Origin of the sequence: Bacillus sp. RCC_6_1 (genome assembly GCF_041360755.1) — a bacterium.
GTDB lineage: Bacteria > Bacillota > Bacilli > Bacillales > Bacillaceae_G > Bacillus_A > Bacillus_A cereus.
This window is the reverse complement of sequence record NZ_JBFUPV010000001.1, coordinates 803,757-819,241: the sequence shown is the minus strand read 5'-3', so window position 1 is coordinate 819,241 and position 15,485 is coordinate 803,757. Positions and strand designations below refer to the sequence as shown.

The window sequence follows — 15,485 nt, the reverse complement described above, 5'->3', positions numbered from 1 at the left end:
ATAGGAGTTTGAACTAGTAGATGAAAAACGTAAAGTTTTTTCTAATGAGTTGGCTATGCATACATGTGTGCTTGTTCTTCCCCTTGCAAAGTCAGGCTGAGGAACAAATTGAGTCAGATCAAAAAATAAATGAAGTGAATGTACAAGAAGAAAATAAGGAATCTCAAGAATCTTCAGAGCAAGTGGAAACGAAACAAGATGAAGAGAAACAAAAAGAAGCAGAACAAGAAGTAGAACAACAAGAAGTAGTAAATAAACAATTGAATGAAAGAAAGATAGAAACAGAACAGGGAATTATTACAGTAAATAAGCAGGAGCTTAAAGTTGGCGAAGAAGTGCGAATTGCTGTAGAACCAAATGGGAAAAACATTCAAAGCATGAAAGGTATATTGCAGTTACAAAAAAATGGCGAGCAATATGCACAAGAAAGAATACTATCTTTTGAGTATGATGAAGAAACGAAGAGCTGGGTTGCTAACTATAAAGCAGGGGATTTTGATTTGCAAGGTGATTGGAATCTTCAGCTCGTTCAAAGTTACAAAGAGAATGAGAAAGAAGAGATCGTAAAAAATGAAGTGAAAGTCCCGCTCATTCGTATTAAAAATGAAACGCCAACTATAGATAAAGAATTGCCAAAGTTACAGAAAGTTACTATTGATGAAGTAAAAGAGAACTTAGTTGAACGAAAACAGGGAGATTCTATACATATACGAGTAAAAGCGTCAGATATAGAATCGGTTGTAAAAGAAGTGCGCGTTACATTAAAAGGGAAAGAAAATAAAGAGCTTTCGTTTTTATTAGACTACAACAAGCATGATATGGATTGGCAAAAAGTATTTGAAATAACAGAAGCATTGCCGGCTGGGCCATACGAATTACTTGTAGAGATAATAGATGCAGCAGGTAATAAACTTGTTGAAGAAAGTGAATATACCATTTCTGTTTTGGCGCCAAAAAACGAAGATGATAAAAAGATAGAAGAGAAAGAGAAAGAAGATAAATTAGATAATAAACTAGAAAATGAATTAGAAGATAAGAAAGAAAATGAGAAGCAAAAAGATTTGAAAATCAAAAACCCGCTTCCAGAAGAAAAATTGCCAGTTGTTCAAATTCCGAAGCAAGATGAGAAAGTAAATAAGTTTATAAAAGAACCGTTGAAAGAGAAAGAGGAATTTACTTACGTTATAAAAGAGCCGTTCGAAGACAACAAGGAAGTACATAAGGCGAAGGACCAAAAAGAGAAAAATAACAAACAGGTTGTCTCTAAAAAGAAAGAACAAAAAGAAGAAACGAAAGACAAGGAAGAAGAAAAAGGTGAACAGGGGGTACAAGCTTCGGATGTATTTACTATCATGTCAGGTTTGTTCGTACTGTTTTTAGTTTTAAAGAGTAATAAAGAATGGGGCTAATTATTTCATAGTAGTGGAGGCGCTTAAATGGAGATTAAACGTACGACAATTGAAGATAAGACGCTACAACCATTAAAACAGCCTGCAGCTATTTCGGAACATGAAATCCAGAAAGAACGAAAGCGTAGCAATTTAGTGTTTACTGGACAGTCTAAAATTATTTCGAAAAATAATGAGATAGGTATTTTACTTGCAAGTTTAAGTGATGGAAAGATTATGAAGGAAATGCTTTCTAAAGAGATGGATACAGTGTTACAACTTTTTAAAAAGTTACATACGTTATCTGAAGAAGGAAAGCAATCAGAAAAAGTGTTTGCACAAGTAATTAGAAGCCTGCAAGGACTTATTAAGCAGGCGCATATAAAAGAACTTCCTTTGTTAGATGGAACATATGATTTCGCTGAAGTACAACTATCATTTGGTAGAAAAGTACATATTCCTTTACTAGATGTAAGTGCACTTATCTCTAGAGTGGAAAGTGATTCTTCAGAAGGAAATATAAATTTGATGGTAACGGTTATTACTGCTTATATAACGAAATTGTCTAACGAAACGATTTTAATTAGCGTTACAGACCGCATTGCTAAAGATCGGGATGTAAGTGTATGGAGAGCGCTTGCGGAAATGAACATGACACAATTATCACAGGCATTGAAACAAACGATGCAAGAACATAAATGGTCTATGACGTTTCTTTTTCTCTTCATATGGATTGTCGGTATTATTTTAATTCGAGTTATGTAAAAAGGTCGTCACTCCATTGTGACGACCTCTTTTATATTTTTTCGTAGAAGAATGTATCAAATCGCTGAAGATTGTAACGTTCGGGTGTTAAAATTTGTTCCGTACTACCAACAAATAGTACACCGCCTTTTCGTAAAGAACGACTAAATTTTTCGTAAAGTTTTACTCTTGCTTCTTCTGTGAAATATATCATTACATTACGACAAATAATCAAATCATAATTTGTATCGAATGACTGCATTAAAAGGTCGTGTTGTTTAAACGAGACGTTTTGTTTAATGTTTTGGTGCAATGAATATAGATCATTCTCTTTTGTGAAATGACGTTCTTTCAAATCAGTAGGTAATTCCTTTAACGAACGTTCTGTATATTGAGCGCGTTTTGCGGTTTCTAAAATATGAAAATCAAGATCTGTTGCTTGAATTTCAAAACGAAATGGAGCTAGATGCTTTGATAAAATTAAAGAGAGTGTATATGGTTCTTCACCAGCAGCGCAAGCGGCACTCCATACCTTTAATTTTCCGCTATTTTGTTCGAGTAATTTTGGTAGTGCTTTCGACTCTAAAGTTTGCCATCGTTCTTTATTTCTAAAAAACTCTGAAACGTTAATTGTAATATAGTCAATAAAATTTAAAAATAAATTTTGATCAGCACGTAATTTGTTTAAAAAATTAGTGTAGTTTTCAAAGCCTTTTCTCGAAATGAAAGCATCGATTCTACGGCGCATTCTATCTTGCTTATACGAAGCGATATCCATATTGAATTGTTGTTTAAAACTCGCGATAAAATGATCATAATCTTGTTCAATTATCATATTTACAATAGGCACAATAATGATATTGTGCCTCCCCCTTTACATCATACGAATTTTTTGTTCAAAGCTTTTTTTCATTTGCTTTTCATGTAATCCTGGTAAATCATAAATGACAGCATCAATACCTGCTTCTTTTGCGACATCGACAGGGATGACAGATGTATGTTTGTCCCCGTTATAAAAACAGAGAACTAAATCAGTGTCTTCAATAATTTGTTTAACAAAAAACATATAATCTGATCGGTAAATGGAGTCGGAAGGATGATCAAAAGCAACATATTCGGCTCCGTGTTTTTTTAAGTAATCAACGACTTCTTGAAATTCATCTGTTATTGCTTGTAATGGTTGCAGCGTGTAAAGGCATAAATTTTGAGCGAGTCTTTCATTCTCAACGAAAAAACGAAGAACCTCATTTTCGATAGATTTATAACATAATATGTAAATTTTATGTTTGTGAGCATAGTCAGTTAAAAATTTTTTAATTTCTTCTTGATCTAATGCTGTTAATTGATTTGAACCACAAAGGAAAATATTCATAGAATTGTGCCACCTCATGCTAAATTGTAACATATCTTTTATAAAAAATAACTGCAAAATATTACTGTTCAGAGTATAATTATAAATAACTGGATTTTACGATTAAGTTTAGGAAGAAATAAAAAAATAAATAGGTGATATATATGCTACGTTCTATCTCGCATAATCCAATTTTATCGCATATACCGCCTGCTACTCAAATGCCGAAAGAAGCAAATGTCAGAACAGGACTTGCATTTTCGGATAATTTGCATGCAGATCCGAAAAAAGATAAATTACTAGAACAAATGGAAGCGTTTGTCGATAATATTGGAGAAATTAAAGAGAAAATTGAAATGGAATTAACGCTTGATAATGTAATGGAATACAAAAATACAGTAAAATCATTTTTGAATTTTTACGTGGATAATGTATTGCAGTATAAAGATGTCATGTCTCGTCACCCGCGTTACGGATATTCACAGAAAATGACGATTGTGAAACAGGCAGAAATGGGATTGAATGAATTAGAAGATGTTATGAATTTAATTAATACGAAAACAGGACATTTAGAAATGTTAAATCAAATTGGAGAAATCCATGGTTTAATTGTGAATTTAGTCTTGTAAAAGGAAGGAAGCTATATGTACATACAATTATATGAAAAACTCGTTATTATTCAAAAAGCGTATGAAAATATTCAAGCGCTTGGAGAGCAAATATATGAGAATTTAAAAAATAAAAATGTAAATGCAGTTCAAAAATTGCAAGTAGAGCAATTGCAGTACATTGATGGTTTAAAAGGGTTATCAAGCTCATTAGAAGAAATGGTTGTTCAGTTCTGTAAAGAACAAGGGGTTGAATCGTTTCGTGTAAGTGCGTTATTTTCGTATTTTTCTCAAGAAGAAATTGAAAAAATGGAAGAATTACAAAAAAACGTAACTGAATTAGAAGAGAATGTAAAAATGCTTCTTTTGAAAAATCAATATTACTTAAACGTACTATTAAAAACTACAGAAAGTATTGTGGATTCTGTTTCTGAATATAACTTAGAGCGAAACAATAATTCGCAAATCTTTATGAACGAACTATTGTAAAGGAGAAGTGAAGCTTTATGAGATTATCTGATTATAATACACCGCTATCGGGCATGTTAGCGGCTCAAATGGGGTTACAAACAACGAAACAAAACTTGTCTAACATTCATACACCGGGTTATGTTCGTCAAATGGTGAATTACGGATCTGTTGGAGCAAGCAATGGTCATACGCCAGAACAGAGAATTGGTTACGGTGTACAAACGCTAGGTGTTGACCGTATTACTGATGAGGTAAAAACGAAGCAGTTTAATGATCAATTATCTCAGCTCTCTTACTATAACTACATGAATTCAACTTTATCACGTGTAGAGTCTATGGTTGGAACGACAGGGAAGAATTCATTATCTAGTTTAATGGACGGTTTCTTTAATGCCTTTCGTGAAGTAGCAAAAAATCCAGAGCAACCAAACTACTATGATACATTAATTTCTGAAACTGGGAAGTTCACAAGTCAAGTGAATCGTCTTGCGAAAAACTTAGATACAGTGGAAGCACAGACAGCAGAAGATATTGAAGCGCATGTTAATGAATTTAATCGTCTTGCTGCTAGTTTAGCAGAAGCGAATCATAAAATTGGACAAGCGGGTACACAAGTGCCGAATCAACTTTTAGACGAACGAGATCGCATCGTTACAGAGATGTCTAAGTATGCAAACATCGAAGTATCTTATGAATCTATGAATCCTAATATCGCGAGTGTTAGAATGAATGGTATTTTAACAGTAAATGGACAAGATACATATCCACTTCAATTAAATAAAGAAAAAGACCCAATGTCAGTTGAGATTTACGGTTCAGAAATCTCTGTAACTAGCGGAGCGATAAAGTCAGCGATTGATACGAAAGCAAAGATTGTTGATTATAAAAAAAATCTCGAAGACTTAATGAGTTCAGTGAAAAATCAAGTGAATACAGTGATGGGAAAAGATTTCTTCGTTGGAGATTATGCGAAGGATATGAAGTTAAATCCAGAATTCCAAAAAGATGTTTCGAAAATGAAAATATCTGCTGAAACAGCAAATAAACTAGCAGCAATTACAGATGGAGATTATAAAGAAGGTCTTTCTTATAAACAAGCATTAGACCAATTTATAGTTCGTGTAGCCTCTGATAAAAGTGCAGTGAATGCTTATCAAAAAATTCATGGAGACTTACTAGAAGGTATTCAGCAAGAAAAAATGAGCGTCGAAGGGGTAAATATGGAAGAGGAAATGGTAAATTTAATGGCCTTCCAAAAATACTTCGTCGCAAATTCTAAAGCTATTACTACGATGAATGAAGTGTTTGATAGTCTATTTTCGATTATTCGATAAGTGATAGTAATTGATTGGAAATATATAAGGAGGAGATAGAAATGAGAGTATCTACATTTCAAAATGCAAACTGGGCAAAGAATCAGTTAATGGATTTGAATGTGCAACAACAATACCATAGAAACCAAGTAACTTCAGGGAAGAAAAATCTTCTTATGAGTGAAGACCCACTTGCAGCGAGTAAATCATTTGCGATTCAACATTCATTGGCAAATATGGAGCAAATGCAAAAAGATATAGCGGATTCGAAAAATGTATTAACACAAACTGAAAATACTTTACAAGGTGTTTTGAAATCTTTAACGAGAGCAGATCAATTAACAGTACAAGCATTAAGTGAGCAAAATGGTGAAAAAGAATTGAAAGCAATCGGTGCAGAGATTGATCAAATTTTAAAACAAGTTGTATATTTAGCGAATACGAAAGAGCAAGGCCGTTATATTTTCGGTGGTGATAGTGCAGAGAAGCCACCATTTACAGAAGATGGTACATACCAGGGCGGAAAAAATGATGTGAACTGGCAACTAAATGACGGTTATGAATTCAAAGCGTTCCGTAACGGAGAAGCATTATTATCCCCGGTTATAAAAACGTTAAAACAGATGAGCGAAGCGATGCAAAAAGGTGACCAAAAAGCGTTACAACCGTTATTAGGAGAAAATAAGAAAAACTTAGATGGCATCATTAACCGTACAACTGAAGTTGGTTCAACAATGAACACAATGGAGACGTTTAAAACAATTTTAAGTGAACAAAATTTAGCGCTTCAAGAAAATCGTAAAGAAATTGAGGATGTCGATTTAGCGGTCGCAATTTCTGACTTAGCATATATAAATGCAACGTATGAAGCGACGCTTAAAGCAGTTAGTACGATGAGTAAAACGAGCATTTTAGATTATATGTAAACGAATAAGGAGTGATACAACATGGCAGGAACATTAACAGGTATTGGCGGTAGACAACAAATTTGGAACCTCGGAAATAATATGATCGATACTTCTAATCTTGTAGAATTAGAACTACAAGCATTAAATATGAAAAAAACACCCTATACAACGGAAAAACAACAACTTACACAAGATAAACAATTATACACAAGTTTAAAAACAGAATTTAGTTCTTTTACACAAACATTTAAAAACTTAGCATCATTTAAAGGAAATGAAAAAAAAGTTACAACAACACAGGATGGCTATATTAATGTAATAGCTGATGGCGGAGCAATCTCGGGAACATTCAATATGACAATTAAGCAACTTGCGCAACGCCATCAAATTGCTTCAAATGATATTAAAATTGATGAAAAATTACCTGCAGAAGAAACATTAGAAATTAAAGGGAAACCACTTAAAGTAACAACGGATATGACTTATAAGGACTTAATTAATAAAATTAATGATGGTGACTATGGTGTTTCTGCATATACGCTTGGTGGCAAAGTATTTATGTCTGCTAAAAATGAGGGAATGGGAGGCGAAATTAAGTTTACAAGTGAAAAATCTGATTTGTTCCAAAAAATGGGTTTATCTACAGTGGATGGTAAAGCAGTGAACGTCATTAATGAAGCACAGGATGCAATATACAGTATTAATGGCATTGAAGGGAAAAGTGCTAGTAATACAATTGAAACACTCCCTGGTGTAAAAGTGGAGTTATTAAAAGTAACTGAATCGAAGGTAACGGACGGTGGAACTGGTACAGACACAAAAGGAATAGATTTAAAATTTACAGTAAGTGATTCAAATGTAACCGACGCATCCAACCTTATTAAAAAAATGGTGGCAGATTATAATAAAGCGGTTTCTACAGTAGATCTTTTTGCTGGAAAAGGTGGAGCCTTCCAGGGACAAGTAATTATGCAAAGCATACGTCAAGTAATGAATAGCGTTGTAACATTTTCTCAAGATGATAATTATTTATTTAATTTTGGTATCCAAATAAAGCAGGATGGGACATTAGAAGTCGATGATGAAGCTCTAACAAAGGCATTAAAAGAAAAGCCAGATACAGCTAAACAGTTTTTCTTTAGCTCAAATGGTTTAGGGAAAATGATGGAGGCCCCGCTTGAAAAGCTTTTCGGTGATAAAGGTGTCGTTGGGGAACGAGTAAAGAGTATAGATTCGCGTGTAAGTGATTTAGATAGAAAAATTAGCGATATTGATATGCAAAATAAACAAAAGCAAGATGAAATTGTGAAGAAGTATCAAAAGCTAGAAAGTACATTGGCGGCGCTTGATAGCCAACTAAAAACAATTAAAGCAATGACAAAACAAAAAAGTGATGATTAATGAAAGTTGAGGAAGTGATCGTATGCAAGCATGGCAACGTTATATGCAAAATGATATTATGACGAGTAACCCAATTAAAAATACAATTTTTATTTATGAAAGATGTATTGTAGAGTTTCGTAATTTAGAAGAACTTTTACATACTTTTAAACTACAAGAAGGGGACGCACTTCTTGAAAAATTAGAACGTATTTTTGAAGAACTAAAGCTTCAATTAAATCCTGAGATTACGAAAGATTTATATGACAGTCTCTATGGTTTATATGATTGGATTAGCATTCAAATTCAAACGATGAAAGTAACGCGTGAAGCGAAAGATATTGATGCAATTGTGAAAGTGTTACAAGATTTAATAGACGGCTACCGCGGAGCACTTGAAAATGAACAATGATATTTATCGGACGTTTGTCGACTGTTTTAATGAAATCGGTGAATTGCAAGTGTCAGATAGAGAGTTTGCTGAGAAGAGTGAGATGTTAAATCGCTGGATGATGACATTGGATGAAGAAACGCGTGCGCAAGTTGCAATAGAAGTAAGCCCGCTAATTATTAAGGCAGCTCAGCATATTCGGGATAAGCAAAGGATTTTAGAAGAAATGATTATGGAAAACAATGGGCGAATGAAGGCTAATTCATTTTACGGTAAATATTAATAATAACGTCTGGAAACAGATTCCCCTTTTAAAAGGGGGTCTATTCCTTCGTTTACATAAAGAACTCCACTGATTGAGGTTTCATTTTATGACTGTGATGAAAAAATAATAGTAATCTAAATAATAGAAAAATGGACTTTAGTTTGTAGTTTATATATTGAAATGTTCTATAGATTACTATGTGTATACAGTTTTTTGCATTCTTTTTTATATTTTTGTATTTTTCTAAAGACAACAATGAAAAAATGGAATAAAATATGTAAGGGTACATAATAGTAAATATTTTAATAAACGCATATAAGAAAATAAATAATGAAGTGAAACTTCTATCAGTGGATCATTACGTTAGAAAAGAAAGGGTGTGGAATATGCCAGATTTAGTGAGTGATGTAAGCCATTATATGAATTATTTAGTGACGAAACGAAATACTGTTTCTAGTAATATTGCAAATGCAAATACACCTGGCTATAAAGCACAGGATGTAACATTTGCTGAGCAGATGAATAAAAGTAGTGCGTTATATAAAAATAATGCGGCTGATTTAAAGATCAATCCAGATTTATATCAAACGAATGAAATGCACTTACCGACAGTAAATACGAAAAATACATATGCAAAGATTCAAACAAAATCAATGCAAACGAATAAAGACGGAAATAGTGTGGATGTAACGACAGAAATGCTAGATTTAATGAAAGCAAATCAGTTATACGGTATTTCAATTAACGCAATTAATACACAATATGCAATTAACCAAGCGGCACGCGGACGTTAAAAGTAGAAGGAGAGACAACGGATGTTTCAGGCAATTAATGCAAGTGGCTCAGGACTAACGACAGCGAGAAAGTGGATGGAAGTTACTTCTAACAATATTGTAAATGCAAATACGACGGCGGCTCCGGGGGCAGATCTATATGAGCGTCGTAGTGTGGTGTTAGAATCAAACAATAGTTTTGCAAGTATGTTAGATGGGGCTCCTACTAATGGAGTAAAAATAAAAAGTATTGAAGCAGACAAAACGGAAAATTTAGTGTATGATCCGACGCATCCGCACGCAAATGAAGAAGGATATGTACGTTATCCCAATATTGATGTAACTGCTGAAATGACGAATGTAATGGTTGCTCAAAAAATGTATGAAGCGAATACGAGTGTATTAAATGCGAATAAAAAAATGCTTGATAAAGATTTAGAAATTGGCCGAGGATAAGGAGGAAGATAGTAATATGAAAATTCAACCAATGTTACATACACAACCATTTGGAGCAATTCAGTCAATTGGTGCACCGAAAACTTCTCAAACATCTGTAGTTGAGGGGAAAAAGTTTATTGATTTATTGGAAGATATGAATCAAACACAAAACAATGCACAAACAGCAGTATATGATTTACTAACTAAAGGGGTAGGAGAAACACATGACGTTTTAATTCAGCAAAAGAAAGCTGAGTCTCAAATGAAAACGGCTGCTCTCGTACGTGATAATCTTATTGAAAATTATAAGTCACTAATTAATATGCAAATTTAGGAAAGTGGACGGGTGTGTTTAAATGGAAAAGATGAAAAATGTTATCCAATCGTTAAAAACGTGGCATAAGTTAGTAATCGGTGCTGCGCTTTTAGCGATTGTAACAGGAGCACTTTTATACTTCACCTTGCCAGATAAATATGTTGTTGTATATCAAAATTTAAATGATGCAGATAAACAAGAGATTACAGCAGAATTATCGAAGTTAGGTGTCGATTACCAATTAGCGGCCGATGGTTCAATTCGTGTGCAAAAGAATGATGCTCCATGGGTTCGAAAAGAAATGAATGGGATGGGCTTACCGTTTAATTCGAAAAGCGGTGAGGAAATTTTATTAGAAAGCTCGCTCGGTTCAAGTGAGCAAGATAAAAAAATGAAGCAAATTGTCGGTACGAAGAAGCAATTGGAGCAAGATATTGTAAGAAACTTTGCGACAGTTGAAACGGCAAATGTTCAAATTACATTGCCTGAAAAAGAGACAATTTTTGATGAAGAAAAAGCAAAAGGAACAGCGGCGATTACGGTTGGAGTGAAGCGTGGACAATTGTTAACAGCTGATCAAGTTGCGGGTATACAGCAAATGATAAGTGCAGCGGTTCCTGGTGTGAAAGCAGAAGAAGTAAGTGTTATTGATAGTAAAAAAGGTGTTATCTCAAAAGGGACAGATGAAGCACATTCTAGTAGTTCCTCTTCTTACGAGAAAGAAGTAGAGATGCAGCATCAACTTGAAGGTAAATTAAAGCAAGACATTGATGCAACGTTAATGACGATGTTTAAACCGAATGAATATAAAGTGAATACGAAAGTATCTGTAAACTACGATGAAGTTACACGTCAGTCAGAGAAGTATGGTGACAAAGGTGTACTTCGTAGTAAACAAGAGCAAGAGGAAAGCTCTACTGCGCAAGAAGGGGCAGATACGAAGCAAGGTGCTGGTATTACAGCTAACGGTGAAGTGCCAAACTACGGTACGAACAATAATCAAAATGGTAAAGTTGTCTACGATAATAAAAATGGCAACAAAATTGAAAATTATGAAATAGATAAAACAGTTGAAACAATTAAGAAACACCCAGAATTAACGAAAACGAATGTTGTTGTATGGGTAGATAATGATACGTTAGTAAAACGTAGAATTGATATGACAACTTTTAAAGAAGCAATCGGAACAGCGGCAGGACTTCAAGCTGATCCGAACGGTAACTTTATAAATGGTCAAGTTAACGTTGTAACTGTTCAGTTCGATCAGCCGAAAGCCGAAAAAGAGAAAGAGCCAGAAAAAAGTGGTATGAACTGGTGGTTATTCGGTGGAATTACAGCTGGCTTATTAGCAATCGGTGGTCTAGTATGGTTCTTATTAGCAAGACGTAAGAGAAAGAAAGAAGAAGAGGAATATGAAGAATACTTAGCAGAAGAGGAAATTGCTGCAAGTAATGAAAGTATCTTGGAAATTCCTGAAGAAAAAATAGTGCCAGAGCCAAAACCTGAACCAGAAGAACCGAAAGAACCAACGTTAGATGAACAAGTGCAGGATGCTACGAAAGAACATGTAGAAGGTACTGCAAAAGTAATTAAAAAATGGTTAAACGGACAGTAAGGGAGGAACAATGATGTTAGATGAAATCTCCTCCAAAGAAAAAGCTGCCATCCTTATTCGTACATTAGAAGAAGGGGTGGCAGCAAAAGTCATTGAATATATGACAGCTGAGGAAAAAGAAGTATTACTTCGTGAAATCGCAAAGTTTCGTGTATACAAACCAGAAACGTTAGAAAATGTACTAGGAGAGTTCTTATATGAACTAAATGTAAAAGAATTGAACTTAGTCACTCCAGATAAAGAATACATTCGTCGCATATTTAAAAACATGCCAGAAGACGAACTGGAAAAATTATTGGAAGATCTTTGGTATAACAAAGATAATCCGTTTGAGTTCTTAAATTCACTTACAGATTTAGAGCCACTTCTTACAGTGCTTAATGATGAGTCACCACAAACAATTGCAATTATCGCTTCTTATATTAAACCGCAACTTGCGTCTCAATTAATTGAGAGATTGCCAGATCATAAGCGCGTTGAAACGGTAATGGGTATAGCGAAACTAGAACAAGTTGATGGTGAATTAATTAATCAAATTGGTGAGTTGTTAAAATCGAAATTAAATAATATGGCATTTAGTGCAATTAATAAAACTGATGGCTTGAAAACAATCGTAAATATTTTAAATAATGTTTCACGAGGTGTTGAAAAAACAGTCTTTCAAAAGCTGGATGAAGTCGATTATGAGTTATCTGAGAAAATTAAAGAAAATATGTTTGTCTTTGAAGACTTACTTGGTCTTGAAGATCTTGCGCTTCGCCGTGTATTAGAAGAAATTACAGATAACGGTGTTCTTGCGAAAGCACTTAAAATTGCAAAAGAAGAAATTAAAGAGAAATTATTTACATGTATGTCTTCAAACCGTAAAGAGATGATTCTAGAAGAATTAGATGGCTTAGGACCGCTTAAGATGACGGATGCTGAAAAAGCGCAGCAAACGATCACTGGTACAGTGAAAAAGCTAGAGAAAGAAGGAAGAATTATCGTTCAAAGAGGTGAAGAGGATGTCCTTATTTAAAAACAGAATTCCGAAGAATTCTGTTTCTTTTTCTGAAGAAACGTATGAATTACAATTTCCAAGACCAGCTTCAGTTCAAATAGAAGAGGAAGAATTACAAGCTGATCATGCAGAACTTCGCGCCCAGCAAGAATCGTTACATATGGAAATGAATCAGCTAAGGCAAGAGAAGCAAATGCTAGAACGAGAGCGGCAGCAGTTATTACAAGATAAAGAACAATTTCAAATGCATATTCATGAGCAAATGGAACAGATGGAAGCAGCGCGTGTGCAATTTCAAAAAGAACAACAAGAAACAGCGTATGAATGGACAGAGTTGTTATGGGATCAATCTTTTCATCTAGCAGAAAAAATCGTGAATCAAGCGGTAGATTCACGATTGCTTGATGTGTTACCTATTTTAACTGGCATCGTGCAAACATTGCCAACTTCGTTTGAAAAATTAATCATTACAGTACATCCAGAAACGTTTGAACGTATTCAAGAAGAGAAGGAGAATTCGAAAGAATATTGGTTACTACAATTAGTAGAATGGAAATATGATTTCTCCCTGCAGTTTGGTGAATTTGTTCTGGAAGAAGAGAAAGAGTTCTTTGAATTTAAATTTGCACCTATATTTGCGAAACTTCGTCAGAAATGGGAAGAAGAGAAGTTATTTGAGGAGCAAAATGTATGAGCCGCCTGTTAATGAATGAGAACGAAAAATGGAATAAGTTCATTGAAACACCGCTGTATACGAAAGTAGGCAAAGTTCATAGTGTACAAGAACAGTTTTTCGTAGCAAAAGGGCCGAAAGCGAAGATCGGAGATGTTTGCTTCGTTGGAGAACATAACGTCTTATGTGAAGTGATTGCCATTGAAAAAGAAAATAATATGCTACTTCCATTTGAACAGACAGAAAAAGTATGTTATGGAGATTCAGTGACATTAGTTTCAGAAGATGTTGTTGTACCACGTGGTAATCACTTGCTCGGAAAAGTGTTAAGTGCAAATGGTGAAGTGTTAAATGAGGAAGCTGAAAACATTCCATTACAGAAAATAAAACTAGATGCACCACCTATACATGCATTTGAACGTGAAGAGATTACCGATGTATTTGAAACAGGAATAAAATCAATTGATTCTATGCTAACAATTGGTATCGGTCAAAAGATTGGTATTTTTGCTGGGTCAGGTGTTGGTAAATCAACTTTACTTGGAATGATAGCAAAAAATGCAAAAGCTGATATAAATGTTATTAGTTTAGTAGGAGAACGTGGCCGGGAAGTAAAAGACTTTATTCGAAAAGAGTTAGGCGAGGAAGGTATGCGAAAAAGCGTCGTTGTTGTAGCGACGTCAGATGAAAGTCATCTTATGCAACTTCGTGCAGCGAAACTTGCAACGTCTATTGCTGAATACTTCCGTGATCAAGGCAATAACGTATTACTTATGATGGACTCTGTTACTCGTTTTGCCGATGCACGAAGAAGTGTTGATATTGCTGTTAAAGAGTTACCGATTGGTGGTAAAACACTGTTAATGGAAAGTTATATGAAGAAGTTGTTAGAGCGTTCCGGAAAAACACAAAAGGGATCTATAACAGGTATTTATACGGTGCTTGTTGATGGGGACGATTTAAATGGTCCTGTACCAGATTTAGCACGTGGTATTTTAGATGGACATATCGTATTAAAGCGTGAGCTTGCAACGCTTAGTCATTATCCTGCAATTTCAGTATTAGATTCAGTAAGTAGGATTATGGAAGAAATTGTTTCGCCACATCATTGGCAACTTGCAAATGAAATGAGAAAGATTTTATCAATTTATAAAGAAAATGAATTGTATTTTAAGCTAGGAACGATTCAAGAAAATGAAGAAAATGCTTATATTTTTGAATGTAAAAATAAAGTAGAAGGCATAAATACATTTTTAAAGCAAGGTCGATCGGATAGTTTCCAATTTGATGATATCGTTGAAGCGATACAGCATATAGTATAAGGCCTCTGCATAAGAGGTCTTATTTTTTTGTTTTTTAATATTTCACAGATTTTTTTGGAAAAAAACTATATAATAGAAAAAGAGAACGTTATAATAGAAAGGGGTTATGAAAACAGGTGGATAAACAGCAGTACGACACAATAAAATTGCAAATAAATCAAGAAAAAGAACATATTTTAAAAGAAGTGTATGAATTAACAGCTGAAAAAAGAAAAATAGAACAAAAAAAAGAATATGATTTATATGTTGTGAAATCGCGTAGTAAAGTCGTACAAACTGGGCAACGTATTATGGCTGGTATGCTTTCTTCACATACGTTTTCACCTGAAAGAATAGAAGAATGGAATCGGAAAATTAAAAAAACGGAAGGTTTTATTCAAAAAAATGAAAGTCTTTTAGAGCAAGTAAAAGAAAAAGAACGTGTCATTGATGAGATGTATCAAGAAGATTGCAAAAAGCTTGCGAAAGCACAAGAAAAGCTGGAAGAAAAAATGCTTCTGGATTTGAAAATGTGTATGAATGGATGAGG

19 protein-coding genes are annotated in these 15,485 nt (G+C 34.2%); 17 read left to right on the top strand and 2 right to left on the bottom strand.

Annotation, left to right across the window (positions count from 1 at the left end; genetic code table 11):
• The first annotated feature begins 20 nt into the window (after nucleotides 1-20).
• The gene (locus AB6801_RS04050) at nucleotides 21-1,409 is read left to right on the top strand and encodes a transglycosylase (protein ID WP_097999130.1); all 1,389 of its coding nucleotides are present in this window, start codon (nucleotides 21-23) and stop codon (nucleotides 1,407-1,409) included.
• 27 nt (nucleotides 1,410-1,436) lie between these two features.
• The gene (locus AB6801_RS04045) at nucleotides 1,437-2,153 is read left to right on the top strand and encodes a hypothetical protein (RefSeq protein ID WP_097999131.1); all 717 of its coding nucleotides are present in this window, start codon (nucleotides 1,437-1,439) and stop codon (nucleotides 2,151-2,153) included.
• 31 nt (nucleotides 2,154-2,184) lie between these two features.
• Here the strand turns inward: AB6801_RS04045 and AB6801_RS04040 are convergent, their stop codons facing one another.
• Together AB6801_RS04040 and AB6801_RS04035 are read right to left on the bottom strand one after the other, a co-directional pair.
• Nucleotides 2,185-2,967, bottom strand: a complete 783-nt coding sequence (locus AB6801_RS04040; RefSeq protein WP_000582873.1) for a CheR family methyltransferase — start codon at nucleotides 2,965-2,967, stop codon at nucleotides 2,185-2,187.
• Nucleotides 2,968-3,006: 39 nt separating this feature from the next.
• Complete coding sequence (locus AB6801_RS04035; protein WP_001020110.1) at nucleotides 3,007-3,504, bottom strand: flagellar motor switch protein FliG; 498 nt, start codon at nucleotides 3,502-3,504, stop codon at nucleotides 3,007-3,009.
• Nucleotides 3,505-3,647: 143 nt separating this feature from the next.
• Here AB6801_RS04035 and AB6801_RS04030 point away from each other — a divergent pair, with 143 nt between their 5' ends.
• From AB6801_RS04030 to AB6801_RS03960, 15 genes are all read left to right on the top strand, one after another.
• Complete coding sequence (locus tag AB6801_RS04030; RefSeq protein WP_000946323.1) at nucleotides 3,648-4,112, top strand: YaaR family protein; 465 nt, start codon at nucleotides 3,648-3,650, stop codon at nucleotides 4,110-4,112.
• Nucleotides 4,113-4,127: 15 nt separating this feature from the next.
• The gene (locus tag AB6801_RS04025) at nucleotides 4,128-4,580 is read left to right on the top strand and encodes a hypothetical protein (RefSeq protein ID WP_000275885.1); all 453 of its coding nucleotides are present in this window, start codon (nucleotides 4,128-4,130) and stop codon (nucleotides 4,578-4,580) included.
• A 17-nt stretch (nucleotides 4,581-4,597) separates the two neighbouring features.
• Entirely contained in the window at nucleotides 4,598-5,896 is a 1,299-nt protein-coding gene (flgK, locus tag AB6801_RS04020; RefSeq protein WP_001239713.1) for a flagellar hook-associated protein FlgK, read from the top strand.
• A 41-nt stretch (nucleotides 5,897-5,937) separates the two neighbouring features.
• On the top strand, nucleotides 5,938-6,801 hold the full coding sequence (locus AB6801_RS04015) for a flagellar hook-associated protein 3 (RefSeq protein WP_001266413.1): 864 nt from the start codon (nucleotides 5,938-5,940) through the stop codon (nucleotides 6,799-6,801).
• Nucleotides 6,802-6,822: 21 nt separating this feature from the next.
• A complete protein-coding gene (locus AB6801_RS04010; RefSeq protein WP_097999132.1) occupies nucleotides 6,823-8,184 on the top strand; it encodes a flagellar hook-associated protein 2 in 1,362 nt (453 codons plus the stop codon).
• Nucleotides 8,185-8,206: 22 nt separating this feature from the next.
• The gene (locus tag AB6801_RS04005) at nucleotides 8,207-8,575 is read left to right on the top strand and encodes a flagellar export chaperone FliS (RefSeq protein ID WP_001149516.1); all 369 of its coding nucleotides are present in this window, start codon (nucleotides 8,207-8,209) and stop codon (nucleotides 8,573-8,575) included.
• Nucleotides 8,565-8,837: a hypothetical protein gene (locus AB6801_RS04000; protein ID WP_006922667.1), complete on the top strand. Its 273-nt coding sequence runs from the start codon at nucleotides 8,565-8,567 to the stop codon at nucleotides 8,835-8,837. Before AB6801_RS04005 ends, AB6801_RS04000 begins: the two co-directional genes overlap by 11 nt.
• Nucleotides 8,838-9,154: 317 nt before the next feature.
• The gene (gene flgB, locus AB6801_RS03995) at nucleotides 9,155-9,613 is read left to right on the top strand and encodes a flagellar basal body rod protein FlgB (RefSeq protein WP_370941034.1); all 459 of its coding nucleotides are present in this window, start codon (nucleotides 9,155-9,157) and stop codon (nucleotides 9,611-9,613) included.
• Nucleotides 9,614-9,634: 21 nt separating this feature from the next.
• Complete coding sequence (gene flgC / locus AB6801_RS03990; protein WP_000484680.1) at nucleotides 9,635-10,048, top strand: flagellar basal body rod protein FlgC; 414 nt, start codon at nucleotides 9,635-9,637, stop codon at nucleotides 10,046-10,048.
• A 16-nt stretch (nucleotides 10,049-10,064) separates the two neighbouring features.
• Complete coding sequence (gene fliE / locus AB6801_RS03985) at nucleotides 10,065-10,364, top strand: flagellar hook-basal body complex protein FliE (RefSeq protein WP_000701672.1); 300 nt, start codon at nucleotides 10,065-10,067, stop codon at nucleotides 10,362-10,364.
• Between the two features lie 22 nt (nucleotides 10,365-10,386).
• The gene (locus tag AB6801_RS03980; RefSeq protein ID WP_000413945.1) at nucleotides 10,387-11,961 is read left to right on the top strand and encodes a flagellar M-ring protein FliF C-terminal domain-containing protein; all 1,575 of its coding nucleotides are present in this window, start codon (nucleotides 10,387-10,389) and stop codon (nucleotides 11,959-11,961) included.
• A 13-nt stretch (nucleotides 11,962-11,974) separates the two neighbouring features.
• On the top strand, nucleotides 11,975-12,979 hold the full coding sequence (fliG, locus tag AB6801_RS03975; protein WP_000883364.1) for a flagellar motor switch protein FliG: 1,005 nt from the start codon (nucleotides 11,975-11,977) through the stop codon (nucleotides 12,977-12,979).
• Entirely contained in the window at nucleotides 12,966-13,655 is a 690-nt protein-coding gene (locus tag AB6801_RS03970) for a FliH/SctL family protein (protein ID WP_006922670.1), read from the top strand. The genes fliG and AB6801_RS03970 overlap by 14 nt, the downstream gene beginning before the upstream one ends.
• The gene (fliI, locus tag AB6801_RS03965; protein WP_000088693.1) at nucleotides 13,652-14,956 is read left to right on the top strand and encodes a flagellar protein export ATPase FliI; all 1,305 of its coding nucleotides are present in this window, start codon (nucleotides 13,652-13,654) and stop codon (nucleotides 14,954-14,956) included. The genes AB6801_RS03970 and fliI overlap by 4 nt, the downstream gene beginning before the upstream one ends.
• A 116-nt stretch (nucleotides 14,957-15,072) precedes the next feature.
• Nucleotides 15,073-15,483, top strand: a complete 411-nt coding sequence (locus tag AB6801_RS03960; protein ID WP_000360855.1) for a hypothetical protein — start codon at nucleotides 15,073-15,075, stop codon at nucleotides 15,481-15,483.
• Nucleotides 15,484-15,485 lie beyond the last annotated feature (2 nt).